This is a genomic window from uncultured Sulfuricurvum sp., from assembly GCF_937936435.1.
Classification (GTDB): Bacteria; Campylobacterota; Campylobacteria; order Campylobacterales; family Sulfurimonadaceae; genus Sulfuricurvum.
In genome coordinates this window covers 1-21243 of the sequence record NZ_CALDDG010000063.1, presented here as the reverse complement: position 1 = coordinate 21243, position 21243 = coordinate 1, and the positions used below count along the sequence as shown (strand labels likewise).

General features: G+C 46.4%; 15 protein-coding genes and 1 pseudogene. 10 read left to right on the top strand and 6 right to left on the bottom strand.

What is annotated here, in order from left to right; translation table 11 throughout:
- Nucleotides 1–116 precede the first annotated feature (116 nt).
- A pseudogene (aqpZ, locus tag Q0389_RS06970) lies at nucleotides 117–804 on the top strand (aquaporin Z).
- A gap of 16 nt (nucleotides 805–820) precedes the next feature.
- On the opposite strand, the gene Q0389_RS06965 reads toward aqpZ, so the two are convergent.
- Together Q0389_RS06965 and Q0389_RS06960 are read right to left on the bottom strand one after the other, a co-directional pair.
- Complete coding sequence (locus Q0389_RS06965) at nucleotides 821–1303, bottom strand: DUF4405 domain-containing protein (RefSeq protein ID WP_298693080.1); 483 nt, start codon at nucleotides 1301–1303, stop codon at nucleotides 821–823.
- Nucleotides 1304–1380: 77 nt separating this feature from the next.
- Complete coding sequence (locus Q0389_RS06960; RefSeq protein ID WP_298693078.1) at nucleotides 1381–1737, bottom strand: histidine triad nucleotide-binding protein; 357 nt, start codon at nucleotides 1735–1737, stop codon at nucleotides 1381–1383.
- 158 nt (nucleotides 1738–1895) lie between these two features.
- Between Q0389_RS06960 and pheS the strand changes: the two genes are divergently transcribed.
- The 9 genes from pheS (at nucleotide 1896) to Q0389_RS06915 (ending at nucleotide 14502) form a co-directional block, all read left to right on the top strand.
- Entirely contained in the window at nucleotides 1896–2888 is a 993-nt protein-coding gene (gene pheS, locus Q0389_RS06955) for a phenylalanine--tRNA ligase subunit alpha (RefSeq protein ID WP_298693076.1), read from the top strand.
- Nucleotides 2885–5215 (top strand): phenylalanine--tRNA ligase subunit beta, encoded by a 2331-nt coding sequence (pheT, locus tag Q0389_RS06950; protein ID WP_298693074.1) that lies wholly within the window; start codon nucleotides 2885–2887, stop codon nucleotides 5213–5215. Before pheS ends, pheT begins: the two co-directional genes overlap by 4 nt.
- Complete coding sequence (aroA, locus tag Q0389_RS06945; RefSeq protein ID WP_298693072.1) at nucleotides 5212–6489, top strand: 3-phosphoshikimate 1-carboxyvinyltransferase; 1278 nt, start codon at nucleotides 5212–5214, stop codon at nucleotides 6487–6489. The genes pheT and aroA overlap by 4 nt, the downstream gene beginning before the upstream one ends.
- Nucleotides 6486–7319 carry a 4-hydroxy-3-methylbut-2-enyl diphosphate reductase gene (locus Q0389_RS06940; RefSeq protein WP_298693070.1) on the top strand — a complete coding sequence of 278 codons (834 nt, stop codon included), beginning with the start codon at nucleotides 6486–6488 and terminating at the stop codon, nucleotides 7317–7319. The genes aroA and Q0389_RS06940 overlap by 4 nt, the downstream gene beginning before the upstream one ends.
- A 73-nt stretch (nucleotides 7320–7392) precedes the next feature.
- Nucleotides 7393–9048, top strand: a complete 1656-nt coding sequence (locus tag Q0389_RS06935; protein ID WP_298693068.1) for a 30S ribosomal protein S1 — start codon at nucleotides 7393–7395, stop codon at nucleotides 9046–9048.
- Between the two features lie 5 nt (nucleotides 9049–9053).
- Nucleotides 9054–9539, top strand: coding sequence for a hypothetical protein (locus Q0389_RS06930; RefSeq protein ID WP_298693066.1), 486 nt, complete (start codon nucleotides 9054–9056; stop codon nucleotides 9537–9539).
- Nucleotides 9539–11125, top strand: a complete 1587-nt coding sequence (serA, locus tag Q0389_RS06925; RefSeq protein WP_298693064.1) for a phosphoglycerate dehydrogenase — start codon at nucleotides 9539–9541, stop codon at nucleotides 11123–11125. The genes Q0389_RS06930 and serA overlap by 1 nt, the downstream gene beginning before the upstream one ends.
- Nucleotides 11126–11239: 114 nt before the next feature.
- Complete coding sequence (locus Q0389_RS06920) at nucleotides 11240–14182, top strand: HNH endonuclease (protein WP_298693062.1); 2943 nt, start codon at nucleotides 11240–11242, stop codon at nucleotides 14180–14182.
- On the top strand, nucleotides 14179–14502 hold the full coding sequence (locus Q0389_RS06915; protein ID WP_298693060.1) for a thiamine-binding protein: 324 nt from the start codon (nucleotides 14179–14181) through the stop codon (nucleotides 14500–14502). Before Q0389_RS06920 ends, Q0389_RS06915 begins: the two co-directional genes overlap by 4 nt.
- 11 nt (nucleotides 14503–14513) lie before the next feature.
- Here the strand turns inward: Q0389_RS06915 and Q0389_RS06910 are convergent, their stop codons facing one another.
- From Q0389_RS06910 to Q0389_RS06895, 4 genes are all read right to left on the bottom strand, one after another.
- A complete protein-coding gene (locus Q0389_RS06910) occupies nucleotides 14514–17099 on the bottom strand; it encodes a chemotaxis protein CheW (protein WP_298693058.1) in 2586 nt (861 codons plus the stop codon).
- 228 nt (nucleotides 17100–17327) lie between these two features.
- Nucleotides 17328–18764, bottom strand: coding sequence for a YdiU family protein (locus tag Q0389_RS06905; RefSeq protein ID WP_298693056.1), 1437 nt, complete (start codon nucleotides 18762–18764; stop codon nucleotides 17328–17330).
- Between the two features lie 62 nt (nucleotides 18765–18826).
- Nucleotides 18827–20632, bottom strand: a complete 1806-nt coding sequence (locus tag Q0389_RS06900; RefSeq protein WP_298693054.1) for a flagellar assembly protein A — start codon at nucleotides 20630–20632, stop codon at nucleotides 18827–18829.
- A gap of 6 nt (nucleotides 20633–20638) precedes the next feature.
- Nucleotides 20639–21243: efflux RND transporter permease subunit (locus Q0389_RS06895; RefSeq protein WP_298693052.1), on the bottom strand; the 605-nt coding region annotated here is incomplete at its 5' end.

Here is a 21243-nt window from a genome sequence, read left to right as displayed (position 1 = left end):
CTTTGAAGGATTGATTTCTTCATGGATTATTATTTTTTGCCCTTATCCCAACTCCTACTTGTGAATCACAGTCGCATGGTACAGTACGCTTTATCATCGTACATAAGGGGGCTGTAATGAAAAAATATGTTGCCGAAGGGATCGGAACGTTTTGGTTGGTACTGGGAGGCTGCGGAAGTGCCGTTATGGCAGCTTCATTTCCGGAATTAGGGATCGGATTTCTTGGAGTGGCACTGGCTTTCGGTCTTACGGTGTTGACGATGGCGTATGCCATCGGACATATCTCGGGCTGTCATCTCAATCCTGCGGTTTCAATCGGTCTTTGGGCAGGGGCGTTTTCCTGCGCATGATCTTGTACCGTATATTTTAGCCCAGCTTCTCGGCGGAACAATTGCCGCAGGAGTTCTTTTTTTCATTGCCAGCGGTCATGACGGATTTGCTCTCAGTGCCGGCTTCGCATCAAACGGATATGGAGATCACTCTCCCGGAGGGTACTCGCTGGCAGCGGCATTGGTTACTGAAATCGTCATGACAATGATGTTTTTGTTGGTCATTCTCGGATCTACCGACAAGCGAGCTCCTCAGGGAATGGCACCGATAGCCATCGGATTGGCGTTGACGCTGATTCATTTGATTAGTATTCCAGTCACGAATACTTCTGTCAACCCTGCAAGAAGTACGGCAGTTGCATTGTTTGTGGGTGATTGGGCTATATCGCAGCTATGGTTGTTTTGGCTGGCCCCTATCATCGGTGCGCTGATAGCAGCGGCGATCTACCGCTATATCGGGAGCGATAAAGCGTAATACGATTGCGGACGTTTTATTTTTCGATGATCGTTATGATTTTGAACGGCGAGGTGTGATTGGCTTTGGCAATGTCATTAATACTGGCGGAGTTGCCGATGACGATCCCGGCTTTATCCAGCTTGTCTCGGAGCTTTTGGGTATCTTTATCGAAGAGTACAAAGGAACTTTCGATCGGAGCGTTGAGTACAGAATTGATAACATAATTTTTAGGATTTTTTCCGGTCTCAGCTGTCAGAATAAACCCTAATGAGACGACAGTACCGAGGGCGATGGCAATATGGAAGAGAGATTTGCGAAAATAGTTTTTCATCCCTCCCCAGTTGGCATACATATGGAGCAGTGCCGCGGCGACGAAAAAAAGTCCAAGGTTTTCATGCAGTTTTTTTGTATAGGCGTCGAGTAGATGAAAATACATCATTACGCCGGTTACGGCAATTATGGTGAATGCGACGGCAGTAAATGAAGTAGCTACATCGCGCTTGGTGAGTCGTATCATCGGAATCCTTCTATCAATCTAACGAAAAAATTGTAGCAGATTCCTTTTTGTTGTCGTTGAACCGAATATTAACGGAGTTAGAAGAAGTCTTTCGGATCGGCGTCGGCGAAATGTCCCCATTTGAGTTTTGCTCCGCCGAGAATATGAAAATGCAGATGTCCAACTTCCTGTCCGCCGTTTTCACCGATATTGCTGATAATGCGGTATCCGCTTTGATCGATTCCCAAGGTTTTGGCAACTTCTTGCATAAATACACCCATTCTTCCCATCACATCTCCCGGAATATCGTTGAAACTTTGATAGTGAGCTTTCGGGATTGCTAAAACGTGGATCGGCGCTTTTGGATTGATATCATGAAAAGCATAAAATTCTTCATTCTCTGCAACAGGATTGGAAGGGATTTCTTTATTAATAATTTTACAGAAAATACACATCGCGAACCTCTTTTTTTCTGCTATTGTAGCATATGGTTCTAACCTTGAAGCTATTTATAAAAGAGAATTGACTACAATATCTTTAAAATTGAAAGCTCTTTCAGAAATACATCGAAAAGGTGTTAAGCTTTCAGAAAATTATCAATGGAGACTCTATTTTGCAAGAGTGGTACGACGCGATAAAAGCGGCCGATTCAATCGATAAAATCGAAGAGATACGGATTGCTGTTTTTGGAAAAAAAGGGGTAATGAACGCCGAGTTCGCCCGCATGAAAGATATTCCCGATGCCGAAAAAGGGGCATTCGCCAAAGAGCTGAATATCCATAAAGAGGGATTGAACGCTTTGTTGGTGGATCGAAAACTTTTCTTGGCGATGGAACATCTGCAAGCTACCATGAAAGCGGAAGCGATCGATGTCAGCCTTTTTTCGCCCCGTTCGGAACGCGGTTCCCTGCATCCGGTAATGGAGACGATGGACCGTATCGTGGAGTATTTCGTCGCCATGAATTTTTCGGTTCGTACCGGCCCGATGGTCGAAGACGATTTTCATAATTTTGAAGCGTTGAATTTGCCGAAATACCATCCGGCGCGTGATATGCAGGATACTTTTTACTTTAAAGATTCGATGCTTTTGCGCACCCATACCTCTCCGGTACAAATCCGTACTATGCTCTCGACCAAACCGCCTATCCGCATGATTGCGCCGGGTGCGGTATTCCGTCGGGATTACGATATCACTCATACTCCGATGTTCCATCAGGTAGAGGGTTTGGTAGTCGAAGAGGCCGGTAAAGTCTCTTTTTCCAACCTTAAATTTATTCTCGAAGACTTCTTAAAGACGATGTTCGGAGAGGTAGACGTCCGTTTTCGACCGAGCTTTTTCCCGTTTACGGAGCCTTCTGCGGAAGTGGACATCAGCTGTATTTTCTGTGGCGGCGAAGGATGCCGCGTTTGTTCGAAAACCGGATGGCTTGAAGTGTTGGGGTGCGGTATCGTCGATCCGAATGTTTTTAAAGCGGTCGGTTACGAAAATGTCAGCGGGTATGCTTTCGGATTGGGAGTGGAACGTTTCGCGATGTTGATTCACCGCATCGGGGATCTTCGTTCATTATTTGAGGGTGATGTTAGATTATTGGAGCAGTTTAGATGATCGTTACAAAAAATTGGTTAGACGAATGGATCGATTTAAGCGGGATCAGTACGGAGGAGCTGCTTAAAACGTTCAATTCGATCGGTTTGGAAGTAGACCGTCATGAAGCGATTCGAGTTCCTGATGGAGTTATCATCGGATATGTGGAACAATGTGAACGTCATCCCGATGCGGATAAACTTAACGTATGTCAGGTAAATGTGGGCCACGATATTCGCCAGATCGTGTGCGGGGCTTCGAACGTCCGTCAGGGGGTTCATATCGCTTTGGCTACCGTCGGTGCCGAATTGCCGGGCGGTCTTGCGATCAAAGCGGCTAAATTACGCGGTGTCGATTCACACGGTATGATCTGTTCTGCTAAAGAGATCGGTCTCCCTTCGATAGGAGAGGGGATTATGATCCTCGATGAAAGTATCGGCGAACTGGTGATCGGTAAAAATCTGAATGAATATCCGGCATTTAACGATGATTTAATCGAGATTGAACTGACGGCAAATCGAGGCGATTGTCTCAGTATACACGGGATTGCACGAGATTTACGTGCCGCGCTCGCCCGACCTTTGAGAGAGATCGATAATCCGGAAAACCAAGACGGACGTCTAGGGATCGGACGTATTTTGCAGCTTCAGCATACGGATACGTTTCATACCGATTTGCTGTTCGGTGCGGTGGATATCAAAGAGATCAAAACTCCTTTTCTTATCACGTTGCGTTTGGCACTGATCGATATCGCATGCGTTTCGGCAGTTGATGCATTGATGTCGTATGCTACCCATAGTACGGGCGTCATTTTGCGGGGTTATCCGTTTGAAAAATTCGGTGACGGGGAAAACAAAGGGATTATTACCCTGGATACAGACGAGAACGGTTTTGCCGCGTTGTACGGTAAGGAAAAGGTTTCGATAGTCGGTGTTTCTCAGGTGAAAGAGGCTCATTTTACGTCGGAAACGGGATTAATGATTATCGAAGCGAGTTATATTGCTCCGGATGTTATCGCCCAAAACATGGGGATGAATAAAGTCCCGAGTTGTCCTCATTATTATCGTACCTCCCGCGGAAGCGAACCGAAAATCGATATGGGAATACGCTATGCCACGGAGTTGTTCGAGCGTTATTCTTCTTCGCAGATATATGGCGGAAATATCGAATTGCTCTCTTCACACGAACCGCGAATCATCAGTATGAGCGAAGAGGACTTTACCTCGTTTATCGGACTAAAAATCGACAAAACGACGATTACACAGATTCTCAAAAATTTGGGTATGGATATCGGAAAACCGAAAGGATCGAATTTTGCGATCTCGGTTCCCCGCTTTCGACATGACATCGTGAACAAACAAGATATCGTCGAAGAGATCATTCGAATCGTTGGGATCGACAATATCCCATCCAAAGCGCTTGTGTTTGCGGAAGCCAATCAGATGAGCGACGATTTGGCAGAATACAAAAAAACCCGTATGTACCGTCACCGTGCGGCTCAAAGCGGATTTTTCGAGAGTGTTCATTTCGTCTTTAACGAGCGGCTTCAGGTCGAAAAATTCGGATTTGCCTGTACGGAACCTTCTAAAGAGCTGCTCAATCCGATTACGGCAACGTTTGATACGCTGCGTCCGACTCTTTTAGTCGGCTTGTTGAATTCTGCATCGTCAAATGTCAAAGTCAATCAAAAACGGATCGCTTTGTTTGAAGCCGGAATGGTTTTCGATCCGCAGCGTCAGGAAACTAAACGGCTCTCATTTATTGTTTCGGGTCCGATGACCAATGAAAAAATAGCGAATGCGGGAAAACCGGAGAATATTGACTTTTCCGCCTTCACGCAATTGATCTCCAATGTCGTCGGGGATTTTGAATTGGTAGCCTATACCCCGAGCCATACTTTGGCTCATCCGTATATTTGTGCGAAAGTAATGATTAACGGTGAGAAAGCCGGTGAAATTTTCCGTTTGCACCCGCAAATCGAAGAAGAATTCGATCTTGCGCAAACGTTTATGTGCGAACTGATTTCCGATCGATTGCCGTATGGATTGATCGAAGCAAAACCGTATTCGAAATATCAGGCGTCCTACCGGGATTTGAGTATTCTTGTGGCTCAAAGTGTTTCGTATGAAACCATCAAATCGGTGATCGAGAAACACTCTTCCGAGCAGATCCGACGTTTTTATCCGGTGGATCGATATGTTTCCGAATCTTTGGGCGAACAGATGAGTTTGACGTTGCGGTTTGTACTCCAATCAGATGAAAAAACATTGGAAGAAGAAGACATCAACGCAGCAATGGAATGGATTTTGAGCGGTTTGAAAGAAGAACTCGGAGTAAGCTTGAGATGAGCCGTGCAAAAGTCTATCCTGCCGATGTGTTTAGCTTTCGCAGTGATGCCATAGCGCCGGACAAGTCTATTTCCCATCGCTGTGCCATGTTTGCGGTATTGGCTGAAGGGGAAAGCCGGATCGAGAATTTTTTGCGAGCCGAAGATACCCTTAATACCCTTGCGATTGTCGGTCATTTGGGTGCGGAGATCACGGATGAGGAGTCAGTGATTACAATCCGTTCCAATGGAATCAAAGAGACGGCTGAAATTCTCGATTGCGGCAATTCCGGTACGGGAATGCGTTTGTTTTGCGGATTGCTCTCCTCGGCGGAAGGGCATTTCGTTCTGACCGGTGATGAATATTTAAAGCGTCGTCCTATGAAACGGGTGACACAACCGCTCCGTAATATCGGTGCAAAACTTGATGGACGTAACAACGGTGATTTGGCACCGTTGTCGATTCGGGGAGCTTCTTTGCACGCTTTTGAATACGATTCCAAAATCGCTTCGGCACAGGTGAAGAGCGCCATGATTTTAGCCGCACTCCGTTCAGACGGTGTTTGTACGTTTCGAGAACCGGAACTCAGCCGTGACCATACCGAACGGATGCTTCGGGGAATGGGAGCTCATATAGAGATCGATGGTTTGGAGACGAAAATCTGGCCGTTGGGAAAACCTTTGAAACCGCTTGATATTCGGGTTCCGGCGGATCCATCGAGTGCCTTTTTCTTTGCCGTCGCCGCAGCCATCATACCGGGTGCTTCGAGTGTTATCGAAGGGGTAACGTTGAATCCGACCCGCATCGAAGCGTTTAAGGTATTGGAATGGATGGGTGCTAAGATCACCTATACGTTGAGTGATGAGCGGTATGAACCTATCGGAACGATCCGTGTTGAGCACGCACCGCTTCATGCCGTAACGGTAGAAGAGAATATCGCATGGCTGATCGACGAACTTCCGGCACTTTCGATTGCGATGGCGTGTGCCGAGGGAACAAGCGTTATTAAAAATGCCGAAGAGTTGCGGGTAAAAGAGTCCGATCGTATCAAAACCGTGGTGGATAATCTCAATCTTTGCGGTATTAAGACCGAAGAATATCCGGACGGGTATACCGTCACGGGTGGCGAACTCAAAAGTGCGTGCGTGAACAGCTTCGGCGATCATCGTATCGCGATGAGCTTTTTGGTCGCAGGGCTAAAATGCGGGATGGAAGTGGAAGATATCGAGTGTATCAATACCTCATTTCCAAACTTCTTTGAACTTTTGGGACTATGTACGAAGGTCGAGAGATGAAAATCGAGTTGGCGGAGAGTTACGGATTTTGTTTTGGAGTGAAACGGGCGATCAAAATTGCCGAAGATAACCGCAATTCCGCTACATACGGACCGCTTATCCATAATGCCAACGAGATAGACCGTTTGAAAAACGATTTCAATGTTGCCTTGAGCGAGAATCTCAATTCCTTTCGTGCCGGTGATACGGCCGTTATCCGTACCCACGGTATTCCGAAACAGGAACTTTCCATACTCAACGAACGAAATGTCAATGTTATCGATGCTACGTGTCCGTATGTGACCAAACCGCAGCAGATTTGCGAAGAGATGTCGGCACAGGGATATGATATTGTGATATTCGGAGATGAATCCCATCCTGAGATCAAAGGGGTAAAAAGTTATGCTATCGGCAACGTTTTTGTCGTAAATAGTCCTGATGAGATCGCATCATTAAAGCTGCGCGATAAAGTAGCCACCGTAGCTCAAACGACTCGAAAGATCGAGGAGTATCAGCAAATCGTCGGAAAATTGATGGCAAATCATAAAGAAGTCCGTGTTTTCAACACTATTTGCAATGCGACGTTCGATAACCAAGATGCGGCTCGAAAACTGGCACAAGAGGCCGATGTCATGATTGTCATAGGCGGAAAAAACTCTTCCAATACCAAACAACTCCACTCCATCGCGCAGGAGTTTTGTCCCGACAGTTACCACATTGAAAGCCAAGATGATTTACGTCAGGAGTGGTTTAAAAATAAACACTTCTGCGGAATCAGTGCCGGAGCTTCGACTCCAGACTGGATTATCGAAGACGTAATTGCCAAAATAACCGCCTTGACAAACGTTTAAATTCCACTTCCTAATTTCCAAACAAGCATTTTTGCGCTATAATCAGCCAATTTTTAGTTACAAGGGAATAGGCATGGCTTTCGATAACGAATCGTTCGAAGAAGAAAATTTTGCTGAGATGTTAGAGGCATCTTTCAAAGAGCAAGAATCTACGCGCATTACGGAAGGTGAAATCGTAGAAATCCAAGAGGGAGACAACCGCGCGTTGGTAGGCGTCGGAGAAAAACTCGAAGGAATTATTTCACTGGATGAAATCCGTGGAGCGGACGGGAAACTTTTGTTCAATGTCGGCGATAAAATTACGGTAATGGTAATGGGGCACTATAACGAGCGCCCGAAAATTTCTTACAAAAAAGTGCTGGAACAAGAGAAAACGCTCGCATTTATCAATGCTCACAAAGAAGACTTTGAATCGGTTGTTGTCGAAGCACTCGTGACAAAGAAAAACAAAGGGGGATACCTTTTGGAAGCGGACGATGTCCACTTTTTCCTCCCGCGCTCGCTTGCGGCATTCAAAGAGACCGATCAGGTTGTCGGTAAAACTATCAAAGCACAAGTGGTAAAAATCGATCCTGCGGAAGCTTCGATCGTCGTTTCTCGCCGCAAATTGTTCAACGATGAGCGCAAACGCAAAAAAGAGGTGATCGATGCGTTGATGGAAGAGGATAAAGTTATCCAAGGTACCGTCAAAAAAATCACCAGCTACGGTATGTTCGTCGACGTCGGCGGAATCGACGGGTTGGTTCATTACAACGAAATCAGCTACAAAGGGCCGGTTAACCCTTCTAAACTTTACAAAGAGGGCGATGTCGTTAATGTAAAAGCGATTGCTTACGATAAAGACAAACGTCACCTTTCCCTTTCGATCAAAGCGGTTCAATCGGATCCGTGGCAAGAAGTTGAAGAGGCGTTGGAAGAGGGTGATACTATCACCGTAACCGTCAGCAACATCGAGCCGTACGGTATTTTTGTCGATCTCGGAAACGATATCGAAGGTTTCCTTCACATCTCTGAAATCACATGGGACAAAAATATCAAACATCCGAAAGATTACCTCACTGTCGGTCAAGAGATCGATGTTGAAGTTATCGAAATCAACTCTAAAACTCATAAATTGCGTGTCTCTTACAAACGTCTTCAACCGAAACCGTTTGAAGAGTTCATGAAAAAATTCCATGAAGGAGACGTGGTCAAAGGAAGCGTAACTTCTTTGACCGATTTCGGTGCGTTCGTGAAAGTCGGCGGAGTAGAAGGGTTGTTGCACAATCAAGACCTTTCATGGGATAAAAACGTAAAATGCAAAGAGACCCTAAAAGTGGGTGACGAAATCGAAGTTAAAATTGCAAAAATTAATGCAGAAGACGAAAAAATCTCATTGAACCGCAAATCACTCGAAGAGTCTCCGATCGACCAATTTGCCGCAAAACACAAAATGAACGAGGTTGTCAAAGCAACGGTTCGTGATGTCAAAGATTTCGGCGTATTCGTTTCTTTGGAAGGGGGCGTTGATGCTTTGATCCGTAACGAAGACCTTTATCCGTTGGTTCCTGAAGAGCTCGAAATCGGACAAACGATTGAAGCGGCTATTTTGGTAATCGATGCAAAACGCGACCGTATCCGCCTTTCGGTCAAAAAATTGGAACGTATCAAAGATCAAAAAATGCTTGATGAGATCAATGATAATGATTCACACAGTCTCGGTGACTTGATTAAAGACCAATTGAAATAATATTTATGCGACGCGCTGCTTATTGGCTATTTCCTCTTATAGCGGCAGCGGTAGCGATCTTTATCGTAATTTTTATGATACAGATCAACCCTTCGGCTCCCCATATGAACGACGGGACTGACGGCGAAGAACGTGATACTTCACCACAGGTTACGGAACAATCGGGAAGCTGGCTCGATCGCTTTTCCATAAGCGAAGAAAAGGGGTATTTTTATCCGGTGAACGAAGTGAGTTTAAAACTCACCGACGGGGGAACGGCAACAGTTGCCGCACATTACCGGTTGACGGTTCCTTTGAAAAGTTCGTATGAGCTTTTTTGCGTCAAAGAAGAACTGAAAAAAAGTGAACTTCCCTATTTTATGCGTAAAGAGGGTGAAACTATGACCCTTTTTGTCGATTCGAACGATCAGAACAGACTCGTATCCCTTGTAACAAAACTAAAAACCTACCAAATCAAGGCGACGGTGTCGCCGTATACAGAGGAAAAGTAATGGAAAAATATAAAATTGTCGTATGTGACCATATCCATGAAGAGGGATTGAACCTTCTTCGCCGCGACGATCAAGTTGAGATGATTTTTGCCGCCGATATGGACAAAGTCGCCCTTTTAGATGTTATTAAAGACGCTGACGTAGCGATTACCCGCAGTTCTACGGATGTTGATGACAAATTTATCGAAGCCGGACGCGGTTTAAAAGCACTGGTACGTGCCGGCGTGGGTGTTGACAACGTCGATATCCCGGGATGTTCAAAAGAGGGGATTATCGTAATGAACGTCCCTACAGCCAATACCATTGCCGCCGTGGAGTTGACAATGGCGCATATGCTCTCATGTATGCGTATGTTCCCGTATTCACACGACCACTTGAAAAACCAACGTATCTGGAAACGCGAAAAATGGTACGGATATGAGCTAAAAGGTAAAAAACTGGGTGTCATCGGTTTCGGTAACATCGGTAGTCGTGTCGGGATCCGCTCTAAAGCATTCGAAATGGATGTAATTGCGTACGATCCGTATATCCATCCATCAAAAGCAACCGATGTCGGTGCGAAATATACGACAAATTTCGACGACATTTTGGCATGTGACATCATCACGATCCACACTCCGAAAAACAAAGAGACCATCGGCATGATCGGTGCGGACGAAATCGCGAAAATGAAAGACGGTGTTGTTTTAATCAACTGTGCGCGTGGCGGTTTGTACGATGAAGATGCCCTATATGACGGGCTAAAATCGGGCAAAATCCGTTTCGCGGGGATCGACGTATTTAACAAAGAACCTGCGACTGACAACAAACTGCTCGATTTGGATAATATCTGCGTCTCTCCGCACTTGGGTGCCAATACGTTCGAATCACAATACAACATTGCGGTTGAAGCGGCACAACAGGCAATCGAAGCGGCAAAAGGGATCGCCTATCCGCATGCATTGAACTTGCCGATCGATGAGACTAAAATTCCTGCGTTTGTCAAACCGTTCTTGGAAATGGGACAAAAAATCGGTTTCCTTGCGTCACAAATGAACAAAGCGCCGATCGTATCGATCAAAGTAAGCGGACGCGGCGATATCGCGGAGTATGTCAACTCTCTGGCGACATTTGTCACCGTCGGCGCTTTGGCAGATACATCGGGTGACACGATCAATTATGTCAATGCCGATTTCGTAGCAAAAGAACGCGGTATCAAAATCGATACGGAAGAGTTGCCTGCAAGTCCGGTGTATAAAAATCTTGTTACGGTGAAATTGACTACCGATAAAGACGTAATTGAGATCAGTGCTACGATGTTCAACGATGATGTTCAACGTATCGTCGATATCAACGGTTTCGGTGTCGACGTCGAACCGAAAGGGAATATGATCCTTTTCAAAAATACCGATATTCCGGGTGTTATCGGGCAAGTCGGTTCTTTGCTCGCGGCGCATGAAGTGAATATCGCCGATTTCCGCCTCGGACGCAATAAAAATGCTCAGGCATTGGCAGTTATTATCGTGGATTCTCCGGTAACGGATAAAACTCTCAAAGAACTTGCTTCTCTCGAAGCATGTATCAGCGTCAGCTACGCACGTATCTAATTCTCCTTTCTTTTCCTGCATCGGACAGGAGAAGAGGGTACTTTTTTCTCACTAAATACTTCTTTTAGCCCCTCTAAGTTATAATAAATTACATTGTTTTGAGACGGAGTTTGGATGAGTACGGAAGAGATCGGGGCGATATTAAACGACAAAAAGAAGCTCCTCTCCGAAATCTATTTTGAGCTCCAAGCGGCATGTGAAGCCAAATACGGCCCCGATACCCTCGTTATCATCGAAGTAGGATCGTTTTTCGAAGTTTATGAAGTCAATAATGAAGAAATGAAGATCGGTAAAGCCAAGGAAGTCGCCGAATTTCTTAATATCCAGCTGACCCGTAAAAACAAAGCGATTCTTGAAAACTCGATCCAAAATCCTCTCCTCGCCGGGGTGCCGACCGTCTCGATCGAGCGCTATCTCTCGCGTCTGGTGCAGTCCAAAAAATACACCATCGTCCTCGTCCGTCAGCAGGGAGAAGTCCCGAACATCCGCCGTTATATCTCCAATATCATCTCTCCGGGTACGAATTTCGACTATATCGCCGAAGCAAGCGAAAATTATATCGCTTCGCTCTTGATCGATCAGAACAACGGTATTTATTCGGTAGGGTATTCTGCTATCGATGTCGGGACGGGGAAAACGCTCATCAATGAAATCCATGGTACCCGAGAAGACAAAACCTATGCACTCGATGAAGTTTTCACCCTTCTGCAAAGCTATCAGACGTCCGAAGTGGTGGTAACGTTTTGTGCCGGAGATATCGATCGGGATGAAGTGAACCGCTATTTGGAGATCAAAAACCATCATCGCACCTCGATGAACGAAAAACGGCTGAGAATCGACTACCAAAACGAGTTGTTCGGGAGAATCTATCAGATACGCTCGCTTCTCAGCCCGATCGAATATCTCGATTTGGAACGCTATCCCTACGCTTCGGAATCGTTGTGTATTCTGATCAACGTCATTATCGATCATGATCCGGCGATCATCGAGAAGATGAACCGTCCTACGTTCTTGGGAACAAACCGCTATATGTATTTGGGGAATAATGCAGCGGAGCAGCTCGGGATCATTTCGCGCGATCATGATGAGATGACGCTCCTTAAACTGATTGATAAAACGTCGACGGCAATGGGAAAACGTCTGCTGCGCGAACGTCTGCTCAATCCGATATGCGATATCAAGCTGCTCGAAGAGCGGTACGATTTGATCGAAAAAATGGGCGACCATATCGCGCCGTTTGAGACCAAGCTCAAAGAGGTGTACGATCTGGAGCGGATATTGCGCCGTTTGAAGCTCGGAAAGCTTCACCCGTTCGAGCTCGCTTATTTTTACACATCGCTGAGTGCTGCCGAATCGCTTTTCGCCGATGCCGAGCGTCTTAAAATCGGATATGACAAAGCGAGTGCGCAGGAGTGTCGGCAATGTGCCAGCGAACTGCGGCGGATCTTTAATATCGATTCGTGCGCCAAATTTAGACGCGACCAGATCGATGAGAATCTCTTTAACGAGGGGATCGATCCCGCTATCGACGCTTTGGAACAGCTTCAGAACAATAACCTCTCAAAATTGGGTACCATCATCGAGCATATCGATACGTTCTTCGAAGGGGAGGGTTCTTACGCATCGATCGGATGGCTGGAGAGCGAGGGGTATCATCTCATGATGACCCGTAACCGTTACGTCAGCGTCGAAGAGGCGTTATATAACAGCTTTTTTACACTGGAAGGGGAGCACTATTTTTTCCGTGACTTTCAGATACGCAAGCTGAAAACGGCGGTGAAACTCTCTTCGCCGTTGCTGGATGAACTCTCCATCGAAAATGCGGGGGCCAAATCACGGATGATCGCGCAGGTCAAAGAGCGCTATCGGGAACATCTCGAGACCATCGAGCGGCGATATTCGCATGCGATCGAGCATCTGATCTCTTTTCTCGCCGTAGTGGATGTGAGTCTCAGCGGTGCCAAGTGTGCGAAACAGTACCGTTATGTCCGACCTAGCGTCATCTCTTCGGATAAAGCGTTTATCGAGACGGTCGGTTTGCGCCATCCGTTGATCGAATCACGCGAAGAGAACGGTATCTTTGTTCCGAACGATCTTTTTTTAGGTTCGATCCAAGAACATACCTATGAGGAACACCCGACGATTGAGAGCAATGAAGACGTCAAAGGGGTTCTGCTGTACGGGATCAACTCCAGCGGTAAGTCTTCTCTGATGAAAAGTATCGGTTTGGCCGTCGTCATGGCTCAGGGGGGATTTTTTGTCCCGTGTGCCATGATGCGGTTTTCTCCGATTGATAAACTCCTCACCCGTATCGTCTCCAAAGACAATCTCTATAAAGGGCTCTCGACCTTTGCAGTGGAGATGCTGGAATTGCGCAATATCTTTAACCGTGCCACCGAAAACACCCTCATTTTAGGGGATGAGATCAGCCACGGAACGGAGACCGAATCGGCATTGGCGATCGTCGCGAGTGCGATCCTGAAACTGCGGGAGATCGGGAGCATGTTTATCTTTGCGACCCATCTGCATCAGCTCTCATCTCTTAGCGAGATCGAGAAGGCCAAAGAGATCGTATTGCTTCATCTGGGGGTTTATTACGACGAGGCAAGCGACAAACTCGTGTATGACCGCAAGCTCAAAAGCGGCAGCGGCAGCACTCTCTATGGACTGGAATTCGCCAAATCGCTCCATATGGATGAGACCTTTTTGAAAAAGGCCTATGAGATACGGGGACGGATCACCGATAAAACGCATGAGGCATCGATGCTGAAGCGGGAGAAGAAAAGCCGCTATAACACGAAACTCTTTTTGACCAAATGTGCACTGTGTGACGAATCGGTCGATGAAGTGCACCATATCGTGCCTCAGGCCAATGCGGATGACGGCGGATCGATCGGCCATTTCAGCATGAATCACCGCTACAATCTGATCCCTTTGTGCAGCCGACACCATAAAATGGTGCATGAGGGGAAAATCGCCATTCATGGGTTTGTTATGAGCGAAGATGGATTGAGGCTCAGTTACAGTGAAAATACCCTAAAGGATGATTTATTATGAGTGTATTGCTAGAGTTTGCGATGTTTCCAACCAGTGCAGAGTGTCGGGAAGGATCATCCGTTTCCCACAAAGTTGCCAAAATCATCGATATGATCGATCAAAATGCTTTAAATTATCAGCTCACACCGATGGGAACGATCGTCGAGTGCGAGAGTGTGAAAGAAGCGCTCGGTATTGTGGAACGTGCTTATGAGCAGCTTGAAGAGTGCGAGCGGGTATACTCGACGATCAAACTGGATATTCGAAAAGGGAAACTGGAGCGGTTGGACGGTAAAATCGCTTCGATCGAATCGAAACTCGGCCGAAACGTCAAACATTAAACTGCCTATTACTAGGCCATGATCCGTTGGGCAGGGCGTGAATAGGGCTGTACCAGCTGAGCGTATATTTTCGGGATATCCAGGATCGAAATCATTTCGTTACCAAAGTCTTCGGCATGATCGGGGATGATGACCGCTTTGGTCAGAGAATTTTCGTTTTTAAGCATATTGGCGTAGTGACTGATGGATCGCAGCGGAATCTCCGGGCTGCTGAAGATGCTGTCGACGGCCAGTCCAAGATGGATCGATTGCGAATCGATGGTGGCTTTGATGATGATGATCGCATCATGCTCTTTATCGTATTTTTTCTCCATGCCCAACAATTTGGCCAAAGAGATGACATTGACCATCCGTTTGTCGTAACCGATGACGCCGAGACTGTAATCGCTCGCGTGCAAAATAGAGGTCAACTCCTGATGCATGAGGGAGCAGACGATCTCTTTGGACTCGATGGCAAAGAGCGATCCGCCGATAAAGAACGTCGACATTTCGCAGGTATCTTCCCCTCCTGTCGGTTTCGGATAAAGATAAGTGCGTTTGGCGGGAGCTTCTGCCTGAATCTGGGCCAGGATACACTCCCCGATCGGACGGAAAATGACGGCGATGATGTCGTTTCGGTATCCGTCGCTTTGTTTGTATTCGCGGTAACCGGAAGAGCAGGTCGCACCGATAGCGTAATACAGACCGTTATAGCGGATCATCCGTGCATCGCTTTGTGCCGCAGAGATCTCCAGAATCGTCTCAGGAAGGGCAATAGTACTTCCGATCTCTATCGATGAATCGGTAGAAGAGATGACACGCCCGGATCGGTCGATGAAAAGGGCAAACATTCCGTCTTTGATCGTATGATCGTCGTTTTTGGGCAGTACATCATAAAGCATTGCTTCAAATTGAGGCTGCGCATCGAAAACGATACCGATACCGCCGACAGTTTCGTCGGAGCGATTTTGGATCCCCGCGTTATAAATATAGGTAAAACGTCCGTCGTAGAACGGACTCGGTTCGAAGCATGAGACCACATAATGTTGAGACGTTTCAAGAAGAAGTGTTTGCGATGCCCAGTTATGTCCCACTTTTTTTCCGATAAAGCGCGAGCTATCCGGATTGGAAACGGCGACAATCATACCGTCGCGGTCATATAGAAACATAGTCGTATAGACGGTATAGAGATCGTTGATATAGGTAAGAATAGAGGTCATGTTTTCCTGATCGTTTTCTGAGAGCTCCGTTTGGGAAAGAAGTTCGCGAAAAGTGGATGTCAAAGCCCACCATCGGCAATCGTTTGCCCGTTCATATAAGTTACGATCCATAATATCGATCGCCAGTGAAGATTCGATTTTCAAATCTTCGAGGTAGCGGGTAAGCATCGCGCTGTTGAGGTCGGAAACGGTTTGCTCAAATACCCGCTTGGTCTCTTCGCCCGTTTTGGAGATTTCCCCTAATAATGCTTTGGTAAAGGGATTTTCTTTATTGGAGGCATTGGCGATTTGGACGTTGCCGTTCCAAACGGTAATGTCGAGCTCGGATTGGATTTTTTTCGCTTTTTCCAAAATATCTTTGAGCTCTTGGGGAAAATAGGCAGTCGTCTTGGCTACTTTTTGAAAGAGTTCATTGGCTTCGGAGGATACATTTTGGTTTGTGCGGAAAGCCAGATGAAGCGGTATCATCGCATGGCCGATCCATCCCGGCCCTTCATAGCCCTGATATCCGCTTGTCTTGACCGCTTTATAGAGGTATTCGAATCCGGCATAATAGGTAATATGGCTTTGATTGTCGCGTGCCTGCAAGGGTGAGCCGATCGGAACATGGTGAGGGGAGGAGGAAGCGATGACTCTTCCCTCTGGACTCAAAAGTTCCAATGCAATATAGGGATTATCCCGTATGAGCTTCTGAAATATACCGCGTAATTCATCTTCGAATCGAAACATCAGACATAAAACCCCGATTGCCTCTTCACTCTCCGCATCGCAGACCCGATAGGAGTAGATAAGAGAAGGCTTGTTAAGGGTCAAATCGGTAGGACGGAACGTTTCTACGTATCCTTGATGGGTCCGCAAAGATTCCTGGATCAGCGGATCTTTGGAATGGGTAACAGGATTCGTGTGATCGTACTGTACCAACACTTTCCCTTTGGTATCGAGAAGAACGATATTTTCGTAGACGCTGTATTTAGCAATGTACTCCTGAAAGCGTTGATGAAGAGCGCTCTTTTTATCGAGTTTTTCCTGCCGAAGTTCCTCGGAATGGGAAAAATCGGTACCGTTTACGAAGTGTAGATAGTTTCGTATGTCATCATCGGTTGCTAAAAAGCCGATATCGGCTGTCCGTTCAAAGAGATTGCGGATCAGAATGTCGATGGCAGATTGCGCTTTCGATTCCAATTCGTCGAGACTTTTGTAAAATGTCTCCCGTATCAGCCGTATCAGCGGTTCGTCGAGCAAATCCTCAAACGCTTTGCGGGTTTCGCTGGTATCCATCCCTATATTCGACATCGAGCCCAGAAGGGTTAAAAGATCCCATTTATCGGAAAGCGAACTCATATTTTTTTCAAAAGTCTGCACGTTGTTCATATAACTGATGAGATTGTCACGTTGCATTGGTATTCCTCAAAGGCATAAAAAATTCTGCGATAGTATAATGGGGAGGTGTATCAATAAAGAAAGCCAAGTGCTTATATTTTAATCATGATGATAAAAAATTTGATTATTTTAGAATTTTTCAATAATATTTTTAATCAAATCAAAGGATAAAAGGGGAGTTTTTAGTCTGAAAGCATACCCGTATGGTGTGGTTATGATTAAAAAATAATCATAACTTGGCTACTCCTAAGAGGAGCAGCTAAGTTTCAAGTTTTTCAGATTCAAAGGGGTAGGGAGGCTATAGCGTTCGAATAGCATATGCTCATCGTAGGGTGATTGCGCCAACATGAGCAGATCGTTTACAAGGCTAAAATTATCGTTCTCGGCCTGATCGATCGCTTCTTGAAGCATATAGTTTTTGAGGACATATTTGGGATTGGTACGGAGCATTCGCTCATGCCGTTCGTCGATAGATGAGGTATTGGTTACAAGGCGTTCATCGTAACGATCCAGCCACTCATTCAGCTGATTCGGCGCCAGAGAAAGGGCTAAAAGCGGTTCGCGTTTGCCGTCGTATCGGCTGAGGGTACGGAAAAACGGCGTCATATCGCTCCGACCGTTCTCCATAACCGTGAAAAGTGTTCGTAAGAGATCGCCGTCATTGTCATGCGGCGTATCGATACCGAGCTTTGCACGTAAAAGCTCCATGAGTTTTGTGGTGAAATACGTGCCGTATCTTTCTAACTCCCTTTGGAGCTTTTCATGCGGTATGAGCGGTGAAAGGGCATGAGCGAAACGTTCGAGATTCCAGTATCCGATACGGGGCTGATTATCGTAGCTGTAGCGCCCCTGCGTATCGGTATGGTTGCAAATATATCCGCTTTCAAATGTATCCATAAAAGCGAAAGGGCCGTAATCGATCGTAATGCCGATTGCCGACATATTATCGGTATTCATGACACCGTGGTTAAACCCTACCGATTGCCAGTGTGCGATCATCTCTGCCGTTCGTTTTACGATTTCGACATACATTTTGATATAAGCATCTTCCGCTCCGATCAAATGGGGAAACGATTCTGCGATCAAAAAATCGGCAAGGGATTCCAGTTCCCGGTGGCGGTTCGTATGGAAGAAATACTCGAAACTTCCGAACCGTATCCAGGAAGGAGCCATACGCAGCACGATAGCCCCTTTTTCCCATTTTTCGCGGGCTACCTTTTCATCGGAGCCGATAAGAGCTAACGCTCTGCTGGTAGGGATGCCGAGCCCGTGCATCGCTTCGCTCATCAAATATTCCCGAATCGACGAGCGTAAAACGGCTCGCCCGTCTCCCTGTCGGGAGTAGAGGGTCTGTCCTGATCCTTTTAGCTGGAGGTTCCAGCCTCCGACAACGCCGAGATTAATGGCGCGTCCGTCTCCCAGCCGGGGGACATAATAGCCGAACTGATGTCCGGCATAGCACATCGCATAGGGGCGTGAGCCCGGGAGTAGGCGTGTTCCGTTGAGGAGCTCTTCGAGCTCTCGGGCAGAGAGTTTTTCGGGATCCAGGCCGAGCATCTTTGCCGCTTCGGCATTGACGCTTACCAAACGGGGATTCCGTAACGGCGTCGTTGAAACTTCATGGTAGAAGATAGGATCGAGGGACAAATAGGGAGTGCTAAGGGATAAATCAAATAATTTCATAGACGTTTTGTAGCGTAAAAAATTAAAATCTTTTTGTCGTCTTTAAAAGAAGTTGATTTTTTTTAAGATTCTAATAGGAGACGTTTATCTTCTCCCTCGCGTACAAGACGAACGGTCGTTACTTGTGTATTGGGAGTGACGGCATAGTTTTGATGTGTTTTCGGGTCGATGAAAATAATCCGGTTGTGACCGTTATAGACTCCGTGATGGATGACGACGGCATGCAGATCGGCTTCGTATAGTTTGTTTAACTCTTCGTTTAAGGCATGCAAATGGGCTTCGGCTTCTTGCAGGGTATCGGAAAATTTTTTCAGATCTTCTGATTCGGCTTTAAATTGCATGACCCGTATCACATCGGCTTTGGAGGGCTCGGTACCGTTCTTTTTCGCTTCGATTAGACGCTGTTGAAATTGTTTGATGCGGCTATGTTTCTCTTTGAAAGAGATTTGGCGTGCGATCAGCTCTTTGCTCTGTTCTTGTAAACGGGACGTTTTCGCACGGATATCGATTTTAAGCGCTTCGATCTTTTCATGGTAGGATTCAAGGGCATGAGGATCGATAACGAGATTATTCCCTTCTCCCTCTATGGTTTGAATCTCTATCGACTCTAATGCCGTAATACGGGCATTGGAATAGAGAGTATCGATATAAACAGTCCGGGCGATGATCTCGCCGCCGACCATTTTAGAGACCCGGACGGTATCGGCTTCGACTTTTCCGGTTTCGAGTATCTCGATGATCGCCTCTTTGGCTTTCAAATTTCCGCGGTGCAGATGGATATTGGCGGCTTCGGTAACGTTGATTTTAGAATGGCGGTGCGTTTGTGCCCCTATCGTCACTTCACATGCCTGAATTTTAGCATTGCCCCCCACCGTACCGCTGACGTCGAGTTTTTGGACGTCGATATTGACCCCGGTTCCGATGGAGTCTTCAACCGCCACCTTTTTCTTGATTTTCAATGAGATCTCTTTGTCGACGCCGGCTTCGATAGAGCCGGTTTTTTTAAAACTTGCCGTATCGATCTGAAGTTCCTGCGCTATGAGAAAGACCCCTTTTTTCCGTTGAACGAAGCCCGATTTTTTAGCATAAAAACGGATGCTTTCCTCGTCTTCTTCGGCTTTGACGCTCTCTTCGTCGACAACCAGCTGCCCGGCATATCGGATAACGGGTTCGGGAACCAGGATGTGATTGCCGTCACAGGCCCGTCCGTCGCGTCCGTGTTTGGCAAAGACGTATTCGAGGATGAGATCGTCGGGATGGACCCCCTCTATCAGACTGTTTGATTTGTTGAGTTCTTTATAGTGGAGGATGATCTTGTCGTTCGTCGGAGGGACGGGCGGAAAGAGTTCGGCTATGGGAAGACGATACGGTGCCGACAAGGCTCCCTCTTTTTGAATTTTAAGGAGAAATCGGTTGATCTCCTGATCGAGGTGAGTGCTGAAAATACCGATCATCAGTCCGTGACGGAGCTGTTTTCGGACAATAGCCTCTTTGATCCATTTTTGAACTCCTTTTTTTAAAGGGATTGTTGATTTAGGATCGATAATTGCGACTGCTTTACTTTTGTACTTATCGGTGGCAATCGAAAAACGCAAATCCAGATAAGGATGAGGACTAAAAGGGCGAATATGGATTTGATACTCTTGGCGAAGCAAAAAAAGTTTGGAACGGATTTCGATTTCGGTTGTTTGTTCGAGGAGATTGTCCCCCTCGAGATATTGCCATTCATCATCTACCGTCCCTTTATAATAGGTTTCGTAGGTGAGAAGGTCAAAATCCAGTTCATCTACCGCGACTCCCCGATCTTTGGCGATAGTGAGCAAATCGCTCATTACGTTGGTGGAAGTTTTATTGATCGGGGTAAACACGGTAGGTTAGGGTTCCTTTATCGATACGGTTTTACGTTCGCGGAAATTGAAATGGCGTTCCAAATCGGAATTATCGATGAGGACGGGGACAACCACGAGCGATGCAATGACTGCCGCAATTGTACCAAAAATCAGCGAGACTCCAAGCCCTCCGAATACTGCATCACTGGCGAGTAGAGTAGAAGCCAGGATAATAGCCGCCGCGGTCAGAAAAATCGGTTTGGCGCGGGTTGCCGTCGCATAGGCGATTGCCTCTTGTTTGTGCATCCCCTTATCCAGCATCAGCGATTTGGTGAAATCGATCAGAAGGAGGGAGTTGCGCGAACTAATACCGATCAGGGCAATGAATCCGATCAATGAAGTTGCGGTAAGGAAAAAGGTATCTGTGGTGAAGATATCCATGATCCAGTGTCCGATAATGACTCCGATGATCGAGAGGAAACTTCCGAGAAGGACGATTCCGCTCAGAGCAAAGCTTTTGTAATAAACGACCATAAGGAGGAAAATCAAGACTAACGCCGCGATGAAAGCTCCCCCGAGATCGACAAACGTATCGAGAGTGACTTTCATCTCTCCGTCCCATTTGAGTTCATAGACCTGTTTGGTTTTTT

Coding starts and splice junctions, on each gene's coding strand:
- Q0389_RS06930 (WP_298693066.1), top strand. CDS start 9,054: ATGCGACGCGCTGCTTATTGGCTATTTCCTCTTATAGCGGCAGCGGTA.
- Q0389_RS06960 (WP_298693078.1), bottom strand. CDS start 1,737: ATGTGTATTTTCTGTAAAATTATTAATAAAGAAATCCCTTCCAATCCT.
- pheT (WP_298693074.1), top strand. CDS start 2,885: ATGATCGTTACAAAAAATTGGTTAGACGAATGGATCGATTTAAGCGGG.
- Q0389_RS06905 (WP_298693056.1), bottom strand. CDS start 18,764: ATGAAATTATTTGATTTATCCCTTAGCACTCCCTATTTGTCCCTCGAT.
- aroA (WP_298693072.1), top strand. CDS start 5,212: ATGAGCCGTGCAAAAGTCTATCCTGCCGATGTGTTTAGCTTTCGCAGT.
- Q0389_RS06915 (WP_298693060.1), top strand. CDS start 14,179: ATGAGTGTATTGCTAGAGTTTGCGATGTTTCCAACCAGTGCAGAGTGT.
- Q0389_RS06910 (WP_298693058.1), bottom strand. CDS start 17,099: ATGCAACGTGACAATCTCATCAGTTATATGAACAACGTGCAGACTTTT.
- Q0389_RS06940 (WP_298693070.1), top strand. CDS start 6,486: ATGAAAATCGAGTTGGCGGAGAGTTACGGATTTTGTTTTGGAGTGAAA.
- Q0389_RS06920 (WP_298693062.1), top strand. CDS start 11,240: ATGAGTACGGAAGAGATCGGGGCGATATTAAACGACAAAAAGAAGCTC.
- Q0389_RS06935 (WP_298693068.1), top strand. CDS start 7,393: ATGGCTTTCGATAACGAATCGTTCGAAGAAGAAAATTTTGCTGAGATG.
- serA (WP_298693064.1), top strand. CDS start 9,539: ATGGAAAAATATAAAATTGTCGTATGTGACCATATCCATGAAGAGGGA.
- Q0389_RS06965 (WP_298693080.1), bottom strand. CDS start 1,303: ATGATACGACTCACCAAGCGCGATGTAGCTACTTCATTTACTGCCGTC.